Raw genomic sequence first — 21,027 nt, 5'->3', positions numbered from 1 at the left:
ATAAAAGGATCTGCTCGGGACTTGAGCAATGTGAATTCAGTTAGTATAATGCGCCACCTTTGATAGCCTTGACCTTCGACCTGACCTTAACGTTGCAGGACTGGCGGACAAGGTTGATATCGAGCCGAAACGATTTTGGAGAGACTTTCATGTCACGAGTATGCCAAGTAACTGGCAAGCGTCCTGTAGTTGGTAACAACCGCTCTCACGCTAAGAACGCCACCAAGCGTCGTTTTCTGCCGAACCTGCAAACTCATCGTTTCTGGGTAGAAGGCGAAAAACGCTTCGTTAAACTGCGCCTATCCACTAAAGGTATGCGCATCATCGACAAAAAAGGCATCGAGTCTGTATTGACAGATATGCGTGCCCGCGGTGAGAAAGTATAAGAGGAATTAGAGAATGGCTAAAAGCGGCGTTCGTGAGAAGATTCGTCTAGTATCCTCAGCGGGTACTGGTCACTTCTACACCACAGACAAGAACAAACGTAACATGCCTAGCAAATTCGAGATCAAGAAATTTGATCCTGTAGTTCGCAAGCACGTTATGTATAAAGAAGCCAAAATCAAGTAATTTGATCGATGCTTTGATAAAAGACCCAGCTTCGGCTGGGTTTTTTTATAACTAAAATCCGTCAGTGTTTGGGTATATACTGCGATAAATACGTACAGCGGCCTTGGGTGAGAAAACATGAAGCTAAAACGGCAGACGTGGAACAACATCCTGATTTTTTCAGTCGTGATTTTTTTTGGCTTAATGCTATTGCCCGATTATTTACGTTATCAGCGCCAATCAAATGCCATGCCTGAAGGCGTCATTGCGCTGGTGGACTCACGCAGTGAGGTGTTATCACTGCGCTTTGCGCATTTAACGCTCACCCGTACCTTGGATGGCTGGCAAACGGATAAGCCGTTAGTGATCAGCCCAACCGAGCTGGCTCAGCGGTGGCTAGGGTTGGCAGGCACCCAAGTTGATGAAGCAACCTTACAGTCACTGCGCCCACAACTTACCGCTCCCCGTACGCTCGAGTTGACCCGGAGTCCAGACAAAGAGCCGATCCGTATTACTTATTATCAGCAGCCCCAATTTTGGTTGATGCAAAATGAGCAGGGGCAATGGCTGGCGGTGTCTGTTGATCGTCGGTATCTTTTCCCGCTAACTAAATCGTGATAATCCAGAGCCATCTCTATGCCAGAATTACCGGAAGTAGAAGTGAGCCGTTTAGGCATCATACCGTATGTCGAAGGGCAAACGGTGACCGATATTACCATTCGTCAGCCAAAGTTACGTTGGCCGATTCCCGATGCGCTACAACAACTTAAAGGGCAGGTTATCCGCCGGGTTACCCGTCGGGCCAAGTATCTGTTGTTAGAAACCGATGTCGGGGCGGCGATTATCCATTTGGGGATGTCAGGCAGTTTGCGGGTGCTACCGACGTCACTGGCGCCCGAGAAGCACGATCATGTCGATGTGACACTCAGTAATGGGCGCTTACTGCGTTATCATGATCCACGCCGCTTTGGCGCCTGGCTGTGGCAAGACGGTGAGACGCCCCATACCGTTTTGGGTAAATTGGGCCCCGAGCCATTAACCGATGCCTTCGACCCTGACTACCTGTTAGCCAAAGCAACAGGGAAAAAAATGGCGATGAAGAGCTTTATTATGGATAACTCGGTGGTGGTTGGGGTGGGGAATATTTACGCCAACGAATCGTTATTTTGTGCGGGGATTCATCCTAAGCGACCCGCGGGCAGTCTCTCGGCGACTGAGGCGGCGTGCTTGGTGAACGAAATTAAAACCGTTCTCGCAGCCGCCATCACTCAAGGAGGAACCACGCTTAAAGATTTTACGCAAGCGGATGGTAAAGCCGGTTATTTCGCCCAAGCGCTGCGTGTTTATGGTAAATCCGGTCAGCCTTGTCCGGCTTGTGACGCTGTGCTTGAGCGTATCGTCATTGGACAGCGGGCAACGGTATTTTGCCCGCAATGCCAGCCTTTAGGATGAAGGCGTTGCCTGCAGCTTGTCTTTCAGAGCGTTGAGTACCTCGTGGTGCACAAATTCTCGCGTGTCTCCCCCGTGCAAAGCCACTTCTTTGACGAGAGTGGAAGAGATAAAAGAGTGTTCCTCCGACGGGGTTAAAAAGACACTCTCTAGCTCGGGCATTAAACGCCGGTTCATGTTGGCCAACTGAAACTCATACTCAAAGTCTGATACGGCACGCAAACCACGGACCAAAATGTTGGCTTGGTACTGTTTGGCAAAGTTGACCAGTAATCCTGAGAACCCAACCACGGAGACATTGGATAAGTGCGCGGTGACCGTTTGCGTCAGGGCGACGCGTTCATTCAGATCAAAAAGCGGTTGTTTGCTTGGACTGGCGGCAATGCCCACAATCACATCGTCAAACATTCGTGCCGCGCGTTCAATCAGATCCAAGTGACCGTTGGTGATCGGATCAAATGTGCCCGGGTAAATCACGCGGGTATGTTGTTTTTGTGTCACTGGCTTATCCTTAAAAACGTGTATTGGGAAGAGGTTATCAAATCCTTGTTCTGCGCGCATTGTTCTGACTCTCTTGCGTGCCCTTGCCTGTGATTCTAACCGCGAGCAAGGTACACTGATGTGCGCCAGCGTCAGTGCGTAAACAGGAAAAACCGTGAGTGTAGAAGTCGAGCAACGCGAAAACGAGTGCATCTGGTACGATCCTACCTTGGTGGTCGGGGAGCCGCGCCAGTATTTTGATATTCATTTTTGGCACCAACAGGCTGCCGTCACCGGCTCGGCCAAAGGGCGAGGGATAACCTTTTTTGTCCGTGGCCCGAAAATGGAGATGGCACTGCGGCATTATTATCGCGGCGGCCTGTTCGGCAAATTGGTGAAAGACCAATACTGGTTTACGGGCTGGGAGGAAACGCGCTGCGGTGCGGAGTTGCGCTTATTGGCTTATTTGCGCGAGAAAAAACTCCCTGTACCGCGTCCCGTCGCTGCTCGTGCGGTAAAGACAGGCCGTACCTATCGTGCCGATATCTTGGTAGAAAAAGTCCCAGGAGCCCGTGACTTGGTGGCGATATTAAGCGAAAACAGCTTGCTAGCTCACGATTATCACGCCATTGGCCGCTTGGTGCGTCGTTTACATGATGCCGGCGTGTGCCATTCTGATCTGAATATCCATAATATTCTTCGTGATAGAAAAGGCAAACTGTGGCTGATTGATTTTGATAAGTGCCAACAGCGTGAAGGTGAGCAATGGAAAGAAGACAACTTAGCACGCTTGCATCGCTCTTTTAAAAAAGAAAAAGAGAAGCGCCAAATCCGCTGGCAGCCCGAGGATTGGGCTGCGGTCTTAAAAGGTTACAATCATATTCGAAAGTAGTCGCCACTCAGTGCGAGTGTCGAAGCCAAGGGGTGAGTGCTTGTAAGGTTCGCTCAACGGCGCCACGGTTTTCTTCGACCACCGCCAAACCGGCTTTTCCTGCTTGCGCTGCCAGTGGCGGTGCATTAAAGAAAGCGCCAATCTTTGCCGCGAGATCTTGGCTATCGTTACATACTTGCAGTGCGCCTGCGTCTATTAAAGCATCACCAATGACTTGGAAGTTATAGTAACTGGGTCCGGTTAATAAGGGTTTGCTGAGCGCAGCGGGCTCTAACAGATTATGACCGCCAACTTTGGCGCCTAAAAAACTCCCTGCCATGACAACCACATCTGCACTGGCGAGATACATCATCATCTCACCCATGGTATCGCCAAGGTACACTTGCGTGCTCGTGGTAAGCGTCTCGCCCTGAGTATGTCTTTGTATACTGAGGCCCTGAGCCGCGACTTGTTGCGAGACATCATCAAAGCGCTCAGGGTGGCGAGGGACCATAATCAATAAAGCATCCGGATAATCACGTAGCAAAATACTGTGGGCGGCTAACATGATGGCATCTTCGCCTGCATGGGTGCTGGCCGCTATCCAGCAAGGGCGTTCACCGCGAGCGTCACGAAGCGCAGCGCCTAAATCAGGATTTACCGCCTTGATATCAAACTTCACCGACCCAACTGCGCTTAGTTTTTCTGCGGGGACCCCCAGTGCGGCAAAACGTGCTTTATCAGTGGTATGCTGACACAGTATGAGATCGATATGCTGACTCATGGCACGAAAGAGCGGCGCAATTTTTTGATAATGGTGGCATGCCTTTTCAGAAAGCCTCGCATTAATGATCGTAATGGGAACACCGGCACGACCGACATGATGCAAAGTATTGGGCCAAAGCTCGGTCTCCATGATCACGCATAGCCTTGGAGATACTGCACGTAAAAAACCACGAATCGCAAACGGAAAATCGACAGGCATATAGCGATGGTTCACACCTTTGATGCGCATTGCCTGCTCGGCCCCAGTGGCTGTAGTGGTGGTGATGAGGATAGGAACATCGGGATAAGCTTGTTGCAGTGCACTGATCACCGGTTTGGCGGCGAGGACTTCCCCTACGGAAACCGCATGCAACCAAATCGGCGCCCCCTCAACGTTGGGTGTGCGACCAAAGTGCTCTTGCCAGCGCTCCCCCACCGCCGGCTTACCGGGCCGTTTACGATAAAGCCCGACAAGCAAAAAAGGGGCAGCAAGCGTGAGTAATAATGTGTATAACCAGCGCACAGGGAAACTCCTATTGATAAATAGTTTCCATAATAACGACTTGATTGGAATTTGTTGATATTTGATTGTCGGTAATAGCTCACGCCTTGACACTTGGGTCTGATAATCAATTACTAAATTATGCTAGAGTTAGCGCCATTTAGCAGCGAATTACAGCAATAACATGGGAATATTAAAAAAAATAGAGAAAAGCATCAGAGAGCGTAAGCAGCGCCATCGCAACCAAAGGGACATTGAAAGTATTTTCGCGACGCGTCTTCGCCAAGAACAACTTCACCAGCAGATGCTTACTGATACAAGCTCCTTGGTTTCCGATCACTCGTATTTTGATACGCCGTTAGTTGTTAGCTTGACCTCGTTTGCTGAAAAGGTGCATGAGGTCTACCTTGTCGTCGAGTCCTTGGCGCAGCAGACGTGCCCACCAAACCGAATTATTCTTTGGCTCGACGAAAAGGAATACAGTGATGTTAATCTACCTCATTCTCTAAAAAGACAATGTGAGCGTGGGCTGGAGGTGAGGTATTGCGACAATATCAAGTCGTATAAAAAGATCATTCCCACACTGAAACTAGCACCAGAGGCCTATATCTTAACCGTCGATGACGATGTTATGTATCCGCACAGCATGATTGAGGGGTTAATTCGCGCTTGCCACCGTCACCCTGGTTATATTTATGGTCATCGCGGGCACAAGATAACCACCAGTGCTGGAGAGCTCCGCCCCTATAAGCGCTGGCGATACTGCGCTAGCCTGTCAGCGCCGAGCCACCATTTGATGCTCACTGGCTGCGAGGGGATATTATATCCGCCGCAATCGCTTCATCCTGATGTGCTTGATCAGTCACTATTCATGCAGCTCGCCCCGAGCGCAGACGACTTGTGGCTAAAAGTTATGGCAATCCGCCAAGGCAGCCTGTGCATGAAAGTGCCATATAGCGATCCATCGCTGGCTTTAAAACGGCATCGTGCCATTGGATTAGCGCAGACCAACATTCGCCAAGGCGGTAACGATAGACAGCTCAAGATGCTGCTTGACCATTACCCCAAGGTCAAACAAGCATTATTAGCTAACGAAGCTCAGTGATGATTTTTTGATAGAGCGTTTGATAAGTCAGCGCGGTTTGGGAAATATCACATGTCACTGCTTGTTGTTGGCTACCAGCAATAAGGTGCGCCTGAAGCGCGTCTTGCTGTGTGATGTCCTCGATACGTTGCGCCAACTGGTTGGCATTGCCCGGTTCAATCAGATGCCCAGTGACACCATGCTCAATGATATCAGGTATCCCGCCAGCACGCGTTGCAACAACAGGGAGCCCGGCTGCCATCGCTTCTAAAATGACCGAGCCTAAGCCTTCTGAATAGGAAGGATGGACGAGTAAATCGGCCGCTGCGAACCAATCGCCCATATTCGTTTGTTTACCAGCAAAGTGAACGTTGCTGAGCCCTTTCGCTTGAAGCTCTAACGCTTCACGCTCTTTACCATCACCAAGCAAACAAAACTGGATGTTGGGCGATGTGTTAGCCAGTAACCGTGCCGCTTTTATCGTGACATCAAAGCCTTTATGCGCATACATATTGGCGGCATGAATCACTAAGAACTTCCTATGAAATTGCGCTTTGATTTTCTCAACCTTATCTTGCGATACAGGGTAGGTGACAGGAGAGCTAGGAATTTTGACTAACTTGGCATCAGGGTAATGTTTTTCTAGTTGATGGATAATCTCCGAACTCAAACCGACCAGGGCACTCGCTTTGCGGTATGCAAGTTGAGATAACCACTTTTTCTTTAAAGGATTATCAATGCGGCGTGTCACGATATAGGGCACATTATGTAATAAGCGCTGGAGCAATGCCCAATAAATCGCTCGGCCTTCGTGGACATGGACCAGATCACATGTTGCGGTGATTGAGCGCTCATGTCGTCGAGTATAGTGCTTACAAAGCACTAATTGGCATTGTTCTAACGCGCGAATTTCATCAGCGAGCTGGCTTTTGGGGTTTACCACTACGGTGAGTCGATAACCCATTGCGAGCTGTTGTTTAATCAGTGTGAGCGTTTGTCGCTCACCGCCGCTAAAACCAGAAGCGAGATTAACGTGGCAAATGTGCATGATCACCACACCTTATTGAAGTCTTCGTTTTCTAACACTTTTGGATCGCGTTGGAACTCGAGTAATTTGGCATATTTCAGATAACTATTTACCGCAGAGCTGAGTGCGACTGTCATACCATCGACTCCACCCAAAAAGCCGCGCTGAAAAATATACTTACGAATAAAGGCGTTGAGGCCATGCACAAAAGGAGAAAACGCGTTGGCACGTTTTCCTTTTTGGTACATAATTTTAGCTGCTCTCCCGCTAAAGTTGCGTCCCGGCTTGGCGAAAAGCTGTCCGATATTATCAAAAGAGTAGTGAATCAGGTCACAATCTAGCGGCTTAGAATTGCTGGCTTGCACAGCGGCATGCTGTTTTACTTCTGCAAAGCGAGTTTTGGTTTTATCGTACAGGCGAATACAGTAATCAGGATACCAACCACACTGTTTGATCCACCGGCTACCAATATGGTTACGGCGACGGAAGGCGAAAGCATCATGTGATGTATTAGCTAAATCGAGCCCTTGGATCTGTTTAACTGCTTCATCAGTCAGGCGTTCATCCGCATCTATGCTCAGGATCCACTGGTTTTCAGTGTGCGCCAATCCCATATTTTTTTGGATACCATCGCCAAGGTAAGGTTGGATAACGACGGTGGCGCCGAGCTCTTCCGCAATTGCTGTTGTCTTGTCGGCGCTTTGTGAGTCAACAATCACGATGTCAGAACACACTTGCTGTAGCGACTCGATACAAGCTTTAATGTTTTTTTCTTCGTTGAGCGTAATAACGACGCCTGTGATCATGATGTTACCTTTAGCGGATTAAGTAAGTATAGTCGGCTTAGCTGTGACAACTGTCGATTTTGCCTGGATGTCTCTGGAGATAACAGCATTGGCACCAATGATAGCACCGTGGCTGATTGTTAGATCCCCTGCTATCACCGCACCAGCAAAAATGGTTACATTTTTTTCGATTTTTGGCATTAACTCTTTTCCTGACTTAAGAGGCGAAGAGCCAATCGTTACATTTTGATGAATTTTAACGTTTTCATCGATCACAACGTTTTTTCCCAGAGTAATCCCAACTGGATGTGGGAAAATACAGCTAGAGTGAATTTTTACTCCTGGCTCTATGTCGCATCCGTATTTGTAGAGAATCCGACGTTGCCAGTGTTGTGCGAGCCTTCTCTTTCCTTTGAAATGGAAGTAGTTCATAACTTCTATATCATATTTGATTTTCTTTGGAGGAGATGAACGCGTAAAACACTTTACGATTCGGTTAATCAATTTTATACCCTCAAATACAAAGACTTATACGCAGACACAATGGCTTCTTGGCTAAACTCAGAGAGTTTGGCCTGGACGTACTCATTTTCAGAATCTGTCCATCGATAAGATATAGCCTGGAACATTTTATTCGCCATGGAGTTTTTGTCTTGGTCACATAGGTAGCGCTCTAATTCTCCAGACATAATCTGTCTCACTCCACCTTCGGAGTCCGTGCAAACGATGCGAGTATTGCAGGCTAAGGCTTCGAGTAGAACCATTCCCAGCCCTTCAAACCGTGAGCTGAGCACAAATAAATCGGCTTGCTTGAACCAAGAAAAGGGATTCTTGCGGGCGCCTTTAAAGAAAACACGATCCTCGATACCGAGTTGTTTGACTCGTGCTTCAATATTTTCCCTGTCTTTGCCATCGCCCACAATGACAAGATCATGCGTGACATGATGCTCTGTAATTAACTGGGAGTAAGCATCCACTAACAGGGTGAAATTCTTCACTTGAGTGAGGCGTCCCAAGCCGAGTATAAACGGTCGAGGATGCATGTCTGGCTCGTCCTTCTTTGCTTGTTTACGGATATAAGTCGCGTTATTAGGGTTACTGATCACCTGAGAGTGAGAGGGAGAGAGTGCGTACTGCTGTTTAAGTGTTTGAAAGCTATCATGAGCGCCATCAGAGACACAAACAATGTTCTTGTGATCAAAGAGTGCGTGATAAACCCGATTTGAAAATGCACCGTAATGTCTGGGTTTTATAATGTTTTCACAGACGTAGACAAAGCGCCGATCTTGAAGAGGCCAAAGTTGCTCGAAGGTGCCTTGTCCGCGAAAAATGATTAAATCAAACTTGCCTTTCTCAGCCTCTAGCTTTTTAAGCTTTTGTTGAAACAAATAGCCAGTCAAATAAGCAAATAATAGCGGGAATGATTTACTCACCACGCTATTAACAAGTTTACAGAGTAGGTAGTAAAGCGCGCCAATCCCTGTCATCAGTGCTGATTTTTTTAGGTTAAACAGCTGAACGTCTACCTTTTCGTTAGGCTGAATGTCGATGGAGCGATCTTTTAAGTAAATAAGCGTCGCCTCATGTCCTTGAGCAGCAAATGCTTCTGCAAGGTTAACAGCGACACGCTCCATACCGCCGAGTTTTAAGCAGTTGACAACTACAGCAATACGCATCAGTCATTATCTCTTTTGAGTAGCTTTACTTGAGTAAGACTGTATACAACTCCTGAGATAATCACAAAGCTAAACACACCATAGCTCCGACTGTTAAATGTTTCGAACCCATTGATGATAAACCAAAAGAGGTAGAAACATAGCGTAAGAATGAGCGTCCACTGAGGCGTCATACCAACTTGATAGCCTTTGTAGGCCTTCATACAAGGCAGAATATACAATGCTAAAACAAGTGAGAAACCGATAATGCCGTATGCGACCATTAATTCAATGTGATTGCTATGTAAATGAGAAAGATCTTTTAAAGAACCACTCGTGCTGTTTTTTAACGCCATTAGTTTATCTGATGAAGTAATGACATGCTTGATCCCATTTTCACCCAGACCCAAGATAGGATATTCAGCAATACTTTTTGAAGCGTCAAGCCATGAGTTGATGCGTATTCCGATACTTGTCATTGGAATATTATCCAAGTTACCGGAGACTATCTTTGCTAGGACCGACTGCTCTTTCAATGCTCGCTGTTGAATATAATCTGATTGCGAGATAGATAGAAAAAGCAATACGACAATTGAATAGCTAAAAAACACAGACTTTTTTGATTTAATAACTCCTGACAGCATGAGTATCAACGGCAACATAAACATAACCGCACCTATGGCAAGCCAAACTTGGCGAGATTGGCTGACGATAGCAAGCACAACCGAAAAGGAAAGTGCGATCACTAAAAGTAGACTCAATACACTTTTCATCGTAAAGCTTATTTTTGTAGGCTTGATTGCAAAAAATAATCCAAAGCAAACTAAGACGACGGTTCCTGCAAACATGGAGGTGAATTGCGCGTTTTTTAAGCCAAAATCAACACGTCTAAGTTGGAAGGCTAACTCTAATTGCTGGCGGAAATCACTTTGTGTAACACAAGCAATAAAAACTCCGATTGCAAAAAGCACCAGTGTCGTAATAGCTGCTTTATTATTACCTTGGAGCACTAAGCCAATTGGTATAAATATAAATAATTTCGCCAATCTATCAAAGTGCGGATAATCATTCGCAAGTTGCGGAAGATGAATGGTGCTATTCAGCCAACTCAAGCCCTGTATAGCCATGATTCCAACGAATATCCAAAAAAAGATATCTTTTTTGAGAAGGTGTCGGTGGGTCACTAATAATGGCACACTCAGTGTGAAAAAGAATGCACGAAATAGCTCGCCAGCATCTGGAAACGCAATGGCAGTCAGAGCATAACCAAAAAGAAAAAAACGTACTAACTTATAGAAGCGTTTATCATCAATAAAGTTAAAAAATGATGGGACTATGGCTTGGTTCATTGGAGAATCCTAGTTACTACTTGGTCAGGGTCCAAATCCTTTAAACACTTCAAATGCCCAAGTGGACATTCGCGTTGAAAGCAGGGGCGACATTCAATATCTGTATGCACAATGTCGACCTTACTGGTTAAAGGCGGCGTGTAATCGGGGGACGTCGAGCCATAAATGGCAATGACCTGGCAGTTGACCGCCGCGGCGATGTGCATCAAGCCGGAGTCATTACTGACGACGGTTTGGCAAGCGCCTAATAGATCAACAGCCTCAATTAAATTGGTTTTACCCGCTAACACATGAATATTCGGTGCGTTGTCGGCAAGGGCGGCAATTTTTTCACAGGTGTCGATATCTTTGGCTGAGCCAAACAGCCAAACTTGAAACCCCTTAGCATGCATCTGGCGAGCGACCTCGGCATAGTGTTGCTCAGGCCACTTTTTGGCTGGGCCGAACTCGGCACCCGGGCAAAGACCCACGATGGGTCTATCTTGGTTTAAGCCTAGCTTAGTGATCACAGCCGCTTGTGCGTCAGGATCAATGGTTAATTCAGGTTTTGGTAGGCCTTCAAGGCCGCCGAGTGAGACCGAACTTTGCATCGTGGCGCGTGGGTGTGCCAGGGCAACATAGCGCTCAACCATATATTGAAACGCTTTTTTATTGGGACGCAGGTCGTTGAGCAAACCATAACGCATTTCACCTTTCCAACCGGTACGTGTTGGGATCCCAGCAAACCAAGGGATCAGCGCCGATTTGGCGGAATTAGGCAATACATAGGCATGGTCATAGCCATGTTTTGCTAAGCATTTACCTAATTGGTAGCGCTTACCGAGTGCAAATTCTCCATGGCCCAGTGGCATGTCGATACTGCGATTAACTTCTGGCATACGCGCCAAAATAGGGGCGCACCATCCAGGCGCCATCACGTCAATGGTGGCGTCAGGGTGTTGTTGTTTGATGGCTTTATACAGTGATTGCGACATCACCATATCGCCGACCCAAGACGGGCCAATGACGAGTACTCGTGTCATGATGCCCGTTTCCTTTTTGCCTCTTGGTAGATATTGCGGCCGTCTTCGCGTGTGCGGAGCAGCTGTAGGATCCACATGTATTGATCGTATTGACCCTCGAGCATGGTTTCGATGTGTTGGTTCATCATGTGGGCGTCCGTTTTGCTATCACCGGTTGGAAACTCGCTAAATGCTGGATGGATGGTAATGACAAACCGGCCGGTTTTGGCATCAAAGCCAGATAGCACAGGCACGATATTCGAACGCGTGACTTTGCTCAACTTGCCGAGACTTGGCAGTGTCGCCTTGGTTGTTGAGAAAAAAGGAACAAACTCACTGCTCTCATCACGCATATCTTCATCGGGCAGGTAATAGCCCAAGAAGCCTCGTTTAACCGCACGAATAAAAGGTTTAATCCCTGCTTCTCGTTCGTAGCAGTTACCACCATATTGTACTCGTTGGCGGTGCATCAGCCAGTCGAGGAGACCGTTTTTTTGTCGTTTTGAGAAGGCAGCGACAGGTAAGCCCTGTGAGGCAAATAAAATCGCCGCCGCATCAATCGCCCAGGTATGGGGGACAAACAAGATCACCGGCTCACCATGATCGGTGTGGCGGGTAATATGCTCCATGCCAATGACATCACAGTGCTGTTGAAACCACTGACGACCACGTAACGTAATCAGTGGAAAACTGAGTAAAAACGCTCCTGCGGTTGTTAGCGTCTCGACCAAGATCGCTTCGCGTGCTTGCTTTGATTGCTCTGGAAAGCAGGCTTCAAGGTTGAGCCATGCATTCAAAATCGTGCCTTTTTTCTTTTTCACCAGCTTGCGTGCTACCCATTGGGCAAAGCGATACTTTGCTCGCGCAGGCACCAACAAACAGATTGGCAAGGCAGCCAATAACATCAGCCAGGTGCCCCAATATTTCGGTGCGAGGAAGGCACGCGAAAATTCGGGGTTATAGGCATTTGGATCGTAATCGGGTCGCTGTTTTGTCATTATTCGATTTTCTCATACGCCAAGCGTCACGGCTTGGCGTAAACATCATTATATTAGCGATTGATTTCAGCCAGATAGGCGGCAACACCTTCAGCCACAGTCTTAAAGGAAGCGGTATATCCGGCTTCACGAACCTTGGTCAAATCGGCCTGCGTGTAAGCTTGATAGCGGCCTTTTAAGTGATCGGGGAACGGCACCTCTTCAATTTCCCCTTGATCGTGAAACGCGATGACGGCGTTGGCGACGGCGCTAAACGGTTCGGCACGGCCAGTACCACAGTTAAAAATGCCGGAGATTTGTTGCTGCCAGAACCAGATATTCATTTGACACACGTCGCCAACATAGACGAAATCACGCTTAAAGGTGTCACTGCCTTCAAACAGCTTCGGGTTTTCACCGTTTAAGATTTGCTGGTTCAGGTGGTAAGCAACGGACGCCATGCTGCCTTTGTGCTGCTCACGAGGGCCGTAAACGTTGAAGTAACGAAAACCGGTGATCGGTGGCAGTGTTTCACCGTGTGCCTTGGCATCGTCTTGCACGCGACGGACATAATTATCAAACTGCTGCTTCGAGTAGCCGTAAACATTCAGCGCGCCTTCATACTCTGGCGCTTCAATGAAGTCACTGTCGCGGCCGCCATAAGTAGCCGCTGACGAGGCGTATAAAAACGGAATGTCACGGTCAATGCAGTAATGCAATAGCTCTTTAGAATATTCATAGTTATTGAGCATCATGTACTTGCCGTCCCACTCGGTGGTCGCTGAGCAAGCACCTTGGTGGAAAATCGCTTCGATAGGCCCGAAGTTCTCACCGGCCATGATTTGGGTAAGAAAGTCTTCCTTATCCATGTAATCAGCAATATCCAAATCAACCAGGTTAACGAATTTGGTGCCGTCTTTAAGGTTATCGACGACAACGATGTCACGATAGCCTTGCTCGTTAAGTGCTTTTACTAAGTTGCTACCGATCATGCCGGCACCACCAGTCACAAAAATCATATCGTTACCTAATTCATCGTTGCAGGCGACAGACGCCGTCGCCATTATTGTTGACTGTGATAGTATGGTTACGCATCAACCGGGCAGAGGACTGAACCATACATGAAAACCCAAGACCGAATTATCCATGCTGCACTGGCTTTATTCAATCAACACGGTGAGCCAAATATTACCACGAATCATATTGCGGCTGATCTTGGGATAAGCCCGGGAAACCTTTATTACCACTTTCGTAATAAAGAGGCGATTATACACAGCATTTTTGATCAATACGCGCAAGATCTCGCCCTTGCTTTTGATCCTAGTCAGCCTCAAGAAGATACCCAAGCGCTGTTGCAACATTATCTCGATGCAACGTTCAGTTTGATGTGGCGCTACCGCTTTTTTTACGCCAATCTGCCCGATATTCTGCGTCGCGATGAAGCGCTACAGCATAAGTACCTCGATGCACAACAACATCTTCAAACCAACCTGATGACTATTTTGCAGCATTACAGCCATGCGGGGTGGTTGAATCTGAGTGAGAGTGGGTTGGCTGCCGTGGGCGAAACCTTGAAGCAGGTCGCGTCAAGCTGGATTTTCTACCAAAGTGCGCAAGCGCCACAAACACATATTCATGCCGGTGTGATCTACAAAGGCGTTTTACAGATGTTGGCGTTGCTACATCCGCTGACTTCCTCGCAAGGGCAAACCGCTATCGCTGCATTAATGGACCACTATCAGCAGCAATTGGTTCGCCAAGATATACGCGCACTGGATACCTTAAATTAACCGGTCCAACGTCGTTTATTGTGTTTTGCGCGATATTCCGCCAGCCTAAAGCGGAATACACGATATGAATCACTGTCTCGTGCGGGTTATTGGCACAAACCTAATGAACGTGCCATGATAGCAGCCAATCATTCGCCGTACAGAAACTGTGCGGCGGCCTTCCAAAAGTAATCATCACCAGCATGGAGATTGCGATGACGGCTGCCTTCTATCAGCAAATACGTCATCAGCTTGAGCAAGTAAAAGCTGATGGCTTGTACAAAAGTGAACGCCTTATTACTTCCCCGCAATCGGCCAGTGTGGCCGTTAATCATGAGCAACAGGTGCTCAATTTCTGCGCGAATAACTATCTAGGATTAGCCAATCATCCTGCTTTGGTTGAGGCTGCCAAAGCGGGGATGGATGAGCATGGCTTTGGCATGGCGTCAGTGCGCTTTATTTGTGGCACGCAAGACGCCCATAAAACTCTTGAGGGTAAACTATCTGACTTTTTGGGCATGGAAGATACGATTTTGTATTCGTCATGCTTTGATGCGAATACCGGCTTGTTTGAAACTATCCTGGGGCCTGATGATGCTATTGTCTCAGATGCGTTGAACCATGCATCGATCATTGATGGGGTGCGTTTATGTAAAGCGAAGCGGTTCCGGTACGCCAACAACGATATGGACGAGCTGGAAGCCCAACTTAAAGCCGCGAAAGCAGCCAATGTGGCGAATATCTTGATTGTCACCGACGGCGTTTTCTCGATGGATGGCGTGGTCGCTAACTTGCCCGCAGTGTGCGATCTGGCTGAGCAGTATGGCGCGCTGGTGATGGTGGATGACTCCCACGCTGTGGGCTTTATGGGCGATCATGGCCGTGGTACCCACGAATACCACCAAGTCATGGACCGCGTTGATATCATCACTGGGACCTTGGGTAAAGCCATGGGGGGAGCCTCGGGTGGCTATACATCGGGTAAAAAAGAAGTGATCGATTGGTTGCGTCAACGTTCACGCCCTTATCTGTTCTCGAATTCACTGGCACCGGCGATTGTGTCGGCCTCTATTCGCGTGCTCGATATGCTGGCGGAAAGTGACCATTTGCGCGCACAGCTATGGGATAACAGCGCACATTTCCGAGCTCGTATGACTGAGGCAGGTTTCACGCTAGCAGGCGCGGATCATGCCATTATTCCGGTGATGCTGGGAGATGCCAAAGTCGCGAGTGAGTTTGCCGAACGTATGATGCAAGAAGGCGTCTATGTAGTGGGCTTCTCTTATCCGGTGGTGCCGAAAGGGCAAGCACGTATTCGCACTCAAATGTCAGCCGCACACACGCGTGAGCAACTGGACCGCGCGATTGATGCTTTCATCAAAGTCGGTAAAGAAATGCAACTGATTGGGTAATCGTATGACACAAACAAGCATGAAAGCCCTGGCGAAGCTAAAAGCCGAGCCCGGTATTTGGATGACGGAGGCGGCGCTGCCTGAGCTTGGGCATAACGATCTACTGATCAAAATCCGCAAAACCGCCATCTGCGGTACCGACGTTCATATTTATAAGTGGGATGAGTGGTCGCAAAACACCATTCCGGTTCCCATGGTGGTCGGTCACGAATATGTGGGTGAAGTGGTTGGGATTGGACAAGAAGTCAAAGGCTTCGCCATCGGTGATCGCGTCTCCGGAGAAGGTCACATTACCTGTGGTCACTGCCGTAATTGCCGCGGCGGACGCACGCACCTTTGCCGTAATACCGAAGGGGTCGGGGTCAATCGTCCTGGGGCGTTTGCGGAATATTTAGTGATCCCGGCGTTTAATGCCTTCAAAATTCCAGCGGAAATTTCGGACGATTTAGCCTCGATCTTTGACCCATTTGGCAATGCGGTGCACACCGCGTTATCGTTTGATCTGGTCGGCGAAGACGTGCTAATCACAGGAGCCGGCCCGATTGGTATTATGGCTGCGGCGGTTGCGCGTCATGTGGGCGCAAGACATGTGGTGATCACTGATGTGAATGAGTACCGTTTGGATCTGGCGCGTAAAATGGGTGTAACCCGTGCTGTGAATGTTGCCGATACCTCACTGGAATCGGTGATGGCGGAGCTTGGGATGACCGAAGGCTTTGACGTTGGCATGGAAATGTCGGGCGTCCCTGCCGCTTTTAATAGCATGTTGTCGGCCATGAACCATGGCGGCAATATTGCCTTGCTCGGGATCCCACCGAGCGATATGGGCATTGATTGGAATCAAGTGATCTTTAAAGGCTTGGTGATCAAAGGCATCTATGGTCGCGAAATGTTCGAGACTTGGTACAAGATGGCCTCCTTGATTCAATCAGGGTTGGATTTAACCCCCATCATTACCCACCATTACCACGTAGATGACTTTCAAGAAGGCTTTGAGATGATGTGCTCAGGGCAATCTGGCAAGGTGATCCTCGACTGGCAGGGCTAATGTAAGAGACCTATAACGCCATATGACCGGGTGATTGAAGGCTCACCAGGCGCTTGGCAATATTGACAGCGCTCACCCATGGGGTGGGCGTTTTTAATCCAACCAAGGAACTGGGTTAGTGGTATTGCCTTTACGACGAATCTCGAAATATAGCGATGGTGTTGATTGTCCGCCACTGTCGCCAACTAAGGCAATCGGTTCACCGGCGGTCACTGTGTCGCCGACGTCTTTGAGTAATGCTTGATTATAGCCGTACAAGCTCATATCCCCCTTGCCATGATCGACGGCAATCAATAGCCCGTAGCCACGTAGCCAACTGGATAGCACCACTTTTCCTGCATGCGCCGCTTTCACTTCCGTGCCACGCTTGGCATCAATCACGATGCCATTCCAAGTCACTTCGCCGGATTGGCGCTCGCCAAAGCGGTGAAGGAGTTTACCTTGGGCGGGCCAAGTGAGTTTTCCTTTGGCGTCACTAATGCCTGCCATATTGACCTGAGCGCGTCGTGCCGCCTCGGCGATTTGTTCTTGCAAGCGCTGCTTATTGGCTTTGAGCTCGGCTAAATATGCGCTGTCACTGGCAATCTTGGCACGAATTTGTTTCGCCGTTTGGCTTTGTGCGTTTTGCTCAGTCTCAAGCTCACGCTTTTTATCGGTTAACTCAGCCACGAGCTGCGTTTGTTTGTCCCGCTGCTGTTTGAGCTGGTGAGCGGTGAGCTGATAATCGGTACGGGTAGCGGCGAGTGACTCAATCGTTTGTTGCATTGTGCCTGCAACGATTTCGGCATAGCGCGTTAAACGGTCAAGGGTGGCTGGCGATTCTTGGCTGAGCAGTCGTTTGAGTTGATCGTGTTTGCCTTGACGATATTGCGCATCGATAAGCTCGCCCAGTTGGGCTTGTTGGGCGATCATTTCCTGCTTTAATCGCGCTTGTTGTTGCGTCAGCTGGGTAATGTCGGTATCTGTTTCTTGCAGGCTAGCTTGCGCTTGGCGGATGCGCCTGGACAATGTGTCAATCCGTTTAGATTGCGCTTTTAAGTCGCGCTGAAGTGCATTGAGTTTTTTATTGTGCGCGGCCAGCTGTGATTGTTGGCGGGCAATCTCATCGCTCACGCCCTCAAGTTGTGAGTTAGCGTGCACAGACCCTGTGAATAGACACAGAAAAACGCCAGTGCATAATGCACTGGCGCGGAGGGTTTGACCTAGGCGTGTTCGTTTCTCCCGCATGGGGAGATTATTTCAGATCGAACAGAGGCTTGCCAGTCATCTCTTCAGGAATCGGCATATCGGACAATGCCAACATGGTCGGTGCCAGATCAGACAGCTTACCGCCTTCTTTCAAGGTCACTGGTTTGCTACCGACATACATCAGTGGGACTGGTAAGTTGGTGTGTGCGGTATATGCACCGCCCGTTTCCTCGTTAACCATCATTTCAGCGTTACCGTGGTCGGCGGTGATCAGCATTTGACCGTCCACTTCTTTAATCGCTTCTAGCACGCGACCGATACAGCCATCGACAGCTTCACACGCTTGGACAGCAGCCTCGTAGACGCCCGTATGACCGACCATATCACCGTTCGGGTAGTTACAGATGATCATATCGAACTTGCCGGACTTAATCGCATCAACCAGTTTATCCGTTAGCTCTTCAGAGCTCATTTCGGGTTGTAGATCGTAAGTGGCCACTTTGGGTGACGCCACCAAAGAGCGCTCTTCGCCTTCAAATACGGTTTCCATACCACCGTTGAAGAAGAAAGTGACGTGCGCGTATTTCTCAGTTTCTGAAATACGTAGCTGGGTTTTACCGGTTTTCGATAGCCATTCACCCAAGGTGTTTGACAGGCTTGTCGGTGGGAAAGCCACCGTCGTATCGATATCGGCTGCGTATTCGGTCAGCATGACAAAGTCGGACAGTTCGGCATACTTCTTACGCGCAAACCCATCAAACTCAGGCATAAAGGCACGAGTCATTTCGCGCGCCCGGTCGGCACGGAAGTTCATGAAAATGACTGCGTCGCCGTCGTTGATGGTCGCTTTGTTGTCACCCTCACGGAAGATTTCCGTTGGGGCGACAAACTCGTCATTTTCTTCACGCGCATACGCCGCTTCGAGGCCTTCAACCGCACTCGTTGCGCTATGCTCGCCTTGCGCCAAGGTCAACAAATCGTAAGCTCGCTCTACACGATCCCAGTTGTTGTCACGGTCCATCGCGTAGTAGCGACCCACCAGTGAGGCCGTACGTCCTTTGCCTAGCTTGGCAAAAAGGGCGTCAAAACGCTCAAGTGAGGCTTTTGCGCTACGTGGTGGCGTATCACGACCATCCAAGAAGGCGTGCAGATAGATTTGATCCGCACCACGCTCAGCGGCCAACTCAACCATGGCCGCAATGTGGTCTTCATGGCTATGAACGCCACCTGGTGACATCAGACCCATGATATGAACGGCTTTGCCTTTATCCACGGCTTTATCGACCGCGGCAGTGAGTGCGGGGGTCTGGTTAAAGTCGCCATCGGCGATGGATTTGGTGATACGGGTGAGTTCTTGATACACCACGCGGCCAGCACCGATATTCACGTGACCGACTTCTGAGTTACCCATTTGCCCATCAGGCAGGCCAACGTCAAAACCGGATGCTGAAATCAAGGTGCTATTGTCAGCCATCAGGCTGTCGATAACCGGCGTGTTAGCATTGGTGATGGCATTATCGCTTTGTGGGTCACGATAGCCCCAGCCATCGAGAATCACCAGTGCAAGTGGTTTTTTCGCAGACATATTACGTCCTCTTAATTCAAGCTAAAGACTGACATTGGATGCCACTGACATTGGATGTCATGGAGCAGCCACTGAGGCTTGAGGCCAGATTTGAGGCTAGCATCAGGCCTCAGTGGTGCAGTGTGCGTAATTTTACAACATTTTACGCAAGGATACGTAGGCTAAGATCAATTATTCCAGCTGATAAGTTAACCAGCAAGGGTTGCATGGCTTGCCTTCTACCCTTGACTCCCCTCATTATGGCGAAGATTGTCGGTATACGCGAATGGCTTCACTCGATGTCTGCGATTGATGAAACCTTCTTTCTTTTTAACATATTAAGGGAAGCGAAAATTTATCATTCGATCACCGTGAGTGAGCAAGCGCGCGATTTCGTCTTGGTAGGCTGTAAAACCCTGACGAGCAGGTTATACTCGACACCATTTTCACCCCTTGATGGACTCTCGCCTCGCGGGACAAACAAGCAGTATAGAGCAAAGGTTATGCAGGAATATATCGATTTTGTCTCCAACAACATGATTCTGACACTGGTCTGGGTTGGCTTAGCTGCCACCTTGTTGATGTCGCTGATCAAACAGAAAACCGCCGCATACAAAGTGGTGGCTCCGAACGATGCCGCGATCCTGAACAACCGTGAAAATGGGGTGTTTGTGGATATTCGCAGTCATGACGAGTTTCGTGCGGGCCATATCACGGGTGCAATCAACGTATTGCCCAGTGAAATTAAATCGCACTCATTTGGCGAACTTGAAAAACATAAAACTGACCCCATCATCGTAGTATGCAAGACCGGTCAAACCGCGGCTGACAGTGCGAATCAACTCGCCAAAGCGGGTTTTGAGTCTGTGTATGTGCTCAAAGATGGCTTGACCTCGTGGAACGATGCCAAAATGCCACTGGTCCGCGCCAAAAGCGGCAAAGGCAAAAGCAAAAAGAAAAAGTGATCCCTCACTCAAATCTCGAGCGACTGCATGACGCAGTGGCTCGCATTTTTTAATGTGCCCGGCACATAAGCAACTAGTTAGAAAGGACGAACCACCATGGCTGAAGCAGAAAACAACCAACAAGCCGAGCAAAACTTTGCTATCCAACGTGTTTTTCTTAAAGACGTGTCTTTTGAGGCGCCAAATTCACCTGACGTTTTTCAGCAAGACTGGGCACCTGACGTTAACTTAGATTTAGACACGCAAAGCCGCGAGCTGGGTGAAGGCATTTACGAGGTTGTTCTGCGTCTAACCGTGACCGTGAAAAACCAAGAGAGCAGTGCGTTCTTGTGCGAAGTACAACAAGGCGGCATCTTCTCGGTTACCGGCATGGATGCGCCGCAATTAGCGCATTGCCTCGGCGCTTTTTGCCCGAATATTCTTTTCCCTTACGCGCGTGAAACGATTTCTAGCTTGGTCGTTAAAGGGACGTTCCCACAGCTTAACCTTGCACCGGTAAACTTTGATGCCTTGTTCATGAACTACCTGCAACAGCAGGCGGACGCGAAATCTGGCGAAGAAGAAGACGCGCAAGCCTAAGGGGTCAT

The 21,027-nt window shown here is 48.7% G+C and carries 23 protein-coding genes; 11 read left to right on the top strand and 12 right to left on the bottom strand.

Annotation, left to right across the window (positions count from 1 at the left end; translation table 11 throughout):
- Positions 1 to 149 precede the first annotated feature (149 nt).
- The 4 genes from rpmB to mutM all read left to right on the top strand — a co-directional run bounded on the left by rpmB (position 150) and on the right by mutM (position 2,001).
- Entirely contained in the window at positions 150 to 386 is a 237-nt protein-coding gene (rpmB, locus tag BZG78_RS03060; RefSeq protein ID WP_025673845.1) for a 50S ribosomal protein L28, read from the top strand.
- A gap of 13 nt (positions 387 to 399) precedes the next feature.
- Positions 400 to 570 (top strand): 50S ribosomal protein L33, encoded by a 171-nt coding sequence (gene rpmG, locus BZG78_RS03055; protein ID WP_025673846.1) that lies wholly within the window; start codon positions 400 to 402, stop codon positions 568 to 570.
- Positions 571 to 687: 117 nt separating this feature from the next.
- Positions 688 to 1,167 carry a hypothetical protein gene (locus tag BZG78_RS03050; RefSeq protein ID WP_077660356.1) on the top strand — a complete coding sequence of 160 codons (480 nt, stop codon included), beginning with the start codon at positions 688 to 690 and terminating at the stop codon, positions 1,165 to 1,167.
- 18 nt (positions 1,168 to 1,185) lie between these two features.
- Positions 1,186 to 2,001, top strand: coding sequence for a bifunctional DNA-formamidopyrimidine glycosylase/DNA-(apurinic or apyrimidinic site) lyase (mutM, locus tag BZG78_RS03045; RefSeq protein WP_077660355.1), 816 nt, complete (start codon positions 1,186 to 1,188; stop codon positions 1,999 to 2,001).
- On the opposite strand, the gene coaD is transcribed toward mutM, so the two are convergent.
- Positions 1,993 to 2,499 carry a pantetheine-phosphate adenylyltransferase gene (gene coaD / locus BZG78_RS03040; RefSeq protein WP_025744211.1) on the bottom strand — a complete coding sequence of 169 codons (507 nt, stop codon included), beginning with the start codon at positions 2,497 to 2,499 and terminating at the stop codon, positions 1,993 to 1,995. The two genes, mutM and coaD, sit on opposite strands and share 9 nt — an antisense overlap.
- A gap of 154 nt (positions 2,500 to 2,653) precedes the next feature.
- Here coaD and BZG78_RS03035 point away from each other — a divergent pair, with 154 nt between their 5' ends.
- Positions 2,654 to 3,370: a 3-deoxy-D-manno-octulosonic acid kinase gene (locus BZG78_RS03035; RefSeq protein WP_077660354.1), complete on the top strand. Its 717-nt coding sequence runs from the start codon at positions 2,654 to 2,656 to the stop codon at positions 3,368 to 3,370.
- A 7-nt stretch (positions 3,371 to 3,377) separates the two neighbouring features.
- On the opposite strand, the gene waaA is transcribed toward BZG78_RS03035, so the two are convergent.
- Positions 3,378 to 4,637, bottom strand: a complete 1,260-nt coding sequence (gene waaA / locus BZG78_RS03030; protein WP_077660353.1) for a lipid IV(A) 3-deoxy-D-manno-octulosonic acid transferase — start codon at positions 4,635 to 4,637, stop codon at positions 3,378 to 3,380.
- Between the two features lie 163 nt (positions 4,638 to 4,800).
- Between waaA and BZG78_RS03025 the strand changes: the two genes are divergently transcribed.
- Positions 4,801 to 5,721 (top strand): hypothetical protein, encoded by a 921-nt coding sequence (locus BZG78_RS03025; protein ID WP_077660352.1) that lies wholly within the window; start codon positions 4,801 to 4,803, stop codon positions 5,719 to 5,721.
- On the opposite strand, the gene BZG78_RS03020 is transcribed toward BZG78_RS03025, so the two are convergent.
- The 8 genes from BZG78_RS03020 to rfaD form a co-directional block, all read right to left on the bottom strand.
- A complete protein-coding gene (locus BZG78_RS03020; RefSeq protein WP_077660351.1) occupies positions 5,705 to 6,748 on the bottom strand; it encodes a glycosyltransferase family 4 protein in 1,044 nt (347 codons plus the stop codon). The two genes, BZG78_RS03025 and BZG78_RS03020, sit on opposite strands and share 17 nt — an antisense overlap.
- A 2-nt stretch (positions 6,749 to 6,750) precedes the next feature.
- Positions 6,751 to 7,533 carry a glycosyltransferase family 2 protein gene (locus BZG78_RS03015; protein ID WP_077660350.1) on the bottom strand — a complete coding sequence of 261 codons (783 nt, stop codon included), beginning with the start codon at positions 7,531 to 7,533 and terminating at the stop codon, positions 6,751 to 6,753.
- Between the two features lie 18 nt (positions 7,534 to 7,551).
- On the bottom strand, positions 7,552 to 7,944 hold the full coding sequence (locus BZG78_RS03010; RefSeq protein WP_077660349.1) for a hypothetical protein: 393 nt from the start codon (positions 7,942 to 7,944) through the stop codon (positions 7,552 to 7,554).
- 74 nt (positions 7,945 to 8,018) lie between these two features.
- Positions 8,019 to 9,188, bottom strand: a complete 1,170-nt coding sequence (locus tag BZG78_RS03005; protein ID WP_077660348.1) for a glycosyltransferase — start codon at positions 9,186 to 9,188, stop codon at positions 8,019 to 8,021.
- Positions 9,188 to 10,516, bottom strand: a complete 1,329-nt coding sequence (locus BZG78_RS03000) for an O-antigen ligase family protein (RefSeq protein WP_077660347.1) — start codon at positions 10,514 to 10,516, stop codon at positions 9,188 to 9,190. Before BZG78_RS03000 ends, BZG78_RS03005 begins: the two co-directional genes overlap by 1 nt.
- Positions 10,513 to 11,538 carry a lipopolysaccharide heptosyltransferase II gene (waaF, locus tag BZG78_RS02995; RefSeq protein WP_077660346.1) on the bottom strand — a complete coding sequence of 342 codons (1,026 nt, stop codon included), beginning with the start codon at positions 11,536 to 11,538 and terminating at the stop codon, positions 10,513 to 10,515. Before waaF ends, BZG78_RS03000 begins: the two co-directional genes overlap by 4 nt.
- Positions 11,535 to 12,515 carry a lauroyl-Kdo(2)-lipid IV(A) myristoyltransferase gene (gene lpxM / locus BZG78_RS02990; protein WP_077660345.1) on the bottom strand — a complete coding sequence of 327 codons (981 nt, stop codon included), beginning with the start codon at positions 12,513 to 12,515 and terminating at the stop codon, positions 11,535 to 11,537. Before lpxM ends, waaF begins: the two co-directional genes overlap by 4 nt.
- 53 nt (positions 12,516 to 12,568) lie before the next feature.
- Positions 12,569 to 13,513 carry an ADP-glyceromanno-heptose 6-epimerase gene (rfaD, locus tag BZG78_RS02985; RefSeq protein WP_077660412.1) on the bottom strand — a complete coding sequence of 315 codons (945 nt, stop codon included), beginning with the start codon at positions 13,511 to 13,513 and terminating at the stop codon, positions 12,569 to 12,571.
- Positions 13,514 to 13,615: 102 nt separating this feature from the next.
- Here rfaD and BZG78_RS02980 point away from each other — a divergent pair, with 102 nt between their 5' ends.
- The 3 genes from BZG78_RS02980 (at position 13,616) to tdh (ending at position 16,723) form a co-directional block, all read left to right on the top strand.
- Positions 13,616 to 14,284, top strand: coding sequence for a TetR/AcrR family transcriptional regulator (locus BZG78_RS02980; RefSeq protein WP_077660344.1), 669 nt, complete (start codon positions 13,616 to 13,618; stop codon positions 14,282 to 14,284).
- A 194-nt stretch (positions 14,285 to 14,478) separates the two neighbouring features.
- Entirely contained in the window at positions 14,479 to 15,675 is a 1,197-nt protein-coding gene (locus tag BZG78_RS02975) for a glycine C-acetyltransferase (RefSeq protein WP_077660343.1), read from the top strand.
- A gap of 19 nt (positions 15,676 to 15,694) precedes the next feature.
- The gene (gene tdh, locus BZG78_RS02970) at positions 15,695 to 16,723 is read left to right on the top strand and encodes an L-threonine 3-dehydrogenase (protein WP_108743352.1); all 1,029 of its coding nucleotides are present in this window, start codon (positions 15,695 to 15,697) and stop codon (positions 16,721 to 16,723) included.
- A gap of 93 nt (positions 16,724 to 16,816) precedes the next feature.
- Here the strand turns inward: tdh and BZG78_RS02965 are convergent, their stop codons facing one another.
- Positions 16,817 to 17,836, bottom strand: coding sequence for a peptidoglycan DD-metalloendopeptidase family protein (locus tag BZG78_RS02965; protein WP_241824088.1), 1,020 nt, complete (start codon positions 17,834 to 17,836; stop codon positions 16,817 to 16,819).
- A 121-nt stretch (positions 17,837 to 17,957) separates the two neighbouring features.
- Positions 17,958 to 19,496 (bottom strand): 2,3-bisphosphoglycerate-independent phosphoglycerate mutase, encoded by a 1,539-nt coding sequence (gpmM, locus tag BZG78_RS02960; protein WP_077646515.1) that lies wholly within the window; start codon positions 19,494 to 19,496, stop codon positions 17,958 to 17,960.
- A gap of 482 nt (positions 19,497 to 19,978) precedes the next feature.
- Between gpmM and BZG78_RS02955 the strand changes: the two genes are divergently transcribed.
- Together BZG78_RS02955 and secB are read left to right on the top strand one after the other, a co-directional pair.
- Complete coding sequence (locus tag BZG78_RS02955) at positions 19,979 to 20,440, top strand: rhodanese-like domain-containing protein (protein ID WP_025744223.1); 462 nt, start codon at positions 19,979 to 19,981, stop codon at positions 20,438 to 20,440.
- Between the two features lie 96 nt (positions 20,441 to 20,536).
- Positions 20,537 to 21,019, top strand: coding sequence for a protein-export chaperone SecB (secB, locus tag BZG78_RS02950; protein WP_025744224.1), 483 nt, complete (start codon positions 20,537 to 20,539; stop codon positions 21,017 to 21,019).
- Positions 21,020 to 21,027: the final 8 nt, after the last annotated feature.

This window comes from Salinivibrio sp. MA351 (genome assembly GCF_001996065.1).
GTDB lineage: Bacteria > Pseudomonadota > Gammaproteobacteria > Enterobacterales > Vibrionaceae > Salinivibrio > Salinivibrio costicola.
Note: the sequence above shows the minus strand (reverse complement) of the source record. Positions and strands in the feature narration are given on the sequence as shown.

Excerpts from the sequence above, each read along its gene's own strand:
- waaF (WP_077660346.1), bottom strand. The coding sequence starts at position 11,538 with ATGACACGAGTACTCGTCATTGGCCCGTCTTGGGTCGGCGATATGGTG.
- BZG78_RS03050 (WP_077660356.1), top strand. The coding sequence starts at position 688 with ATGAAGCTAAAACGGCAGACGTGGAACAACATCCTGATTTTTTCAGTC.
- BZG78_RS02975 (WP_077660343.1), top strand. The coding sequence starts at position 14,479 with ATGACGGCTGCCTTCTATCAGCAAATACGTCATCAGCTTGAGCAAGTA.
- rpmB (WP_025673845.1), top strand. The coding sequence starts at position 150 with ATGTCACGAGTATGCCAAGTAACTGGCAAGCGTCCTGTAGTTGGTAAC.
- gpmM (WP_077646515.1), bottom strand. The coding sequence starts at position 19,496 with ATGTCTGCGAAAAAACCACTTGCACTGGTGATTCTCGATGGCTGGGGC.
- BZG78_RS03000 (WP_077660347.1), bottom strand. The coding sequence starts at position 10,516 with ATGAACCAAGCCATAGTCCCATCATTTTTTAACTTTATTGATGATAAA.
- BZG78_RS02955 (WP_025744223.1), top strand. The coding sequence starts at position 19,979 with ATGCAGGAATATATCGATTTTGTCTCCAACAACATGATTCTGACACTG.
- rpmG (WP_025673846.1), top strand. The coding sequence starts at position 400 with ATGGCTAAAAGCGGCGTTCGTGAGAAGATTCGTCTAGTATCCTCAGCG.
- BZG78_RS03005 (WP_077660348.1), bottom strand. The coding sequence starts at position 9,188 with ATGCGTATTGCTGTAGTTGTCAACTGCTTAAAACTCGGCGGTATGGAG.
- rfaD (WP_077660412.1), bottom strand. The coding sequence starts at position 13,513 with ATGATTTTTGTGACTGGTGGTGCCGGCATGATCGGTAGCAACTTAGTA.
- tdh (WP_108743352.1), top strand. The coding sequence starts at position 15,695 with ATGAAAGCCCTGGCGAAGCTAAAAGCCGAGCCCGGTATTTGGATGACG.
- BZG78_RS02980 (WP_077660344.1), top strand. The coding sequence starts at position 13,616 with ATGAAAACCCAAGACCGAATTATCCATGCTGCACTGGCTTTATTCAAT.
- mutM (WP_077660355.1), top strand. The coding sequence starts at position 1,186 with ATGCCAGAATTACCGGAAGTAGAAGTGAGCCGTTTAGGCATCATACCG.
- BZG78_RS03015 (WP_077660350.1), bottom strand. The coding sequence starts at position 7,533 with ATGATCACAGGCGTCGTTATTACGCTCAACGAAGAAAAAAACATTAAA.
- BZG78_RS03020 (WP_077660351.1), bottom strand. The coding sequence starts at position 6,748 with ATGCACATTTGCCACGTTAATCTCGCTTCTGGTTTTAGCGGCGGTGAG.
- secB (WP_025744224.1), top strand. The coding sequence starts at position 20,537 with ATGGCTGAAGCAGAAAACAACCAACAAGCCGAGCAAAACTTTGCTATC.
- BZG78_RS03025 (WP_077660352.1), top strand. The coding sequence starts at position 4,801 with ATGGGAATATTAAAAAAAATAGAGAAAAGCATCAGAGAGCGTAAGCAG.
- BZG78_RS03010 (WP_077660349.1), bottom strand. The coding sequence starts at position 7,944 with ATGAACTACTTCCATTTCAAAGGAAAGAGAAGGCTCGCACAACACTGG.
- lpxM (WP_077660345.1), bottom strand. The coding sequence starts at position 12,515 with ATGACAAAACAGCGACCCGATTACGATCCAAATGCCTATAACCCCGAA.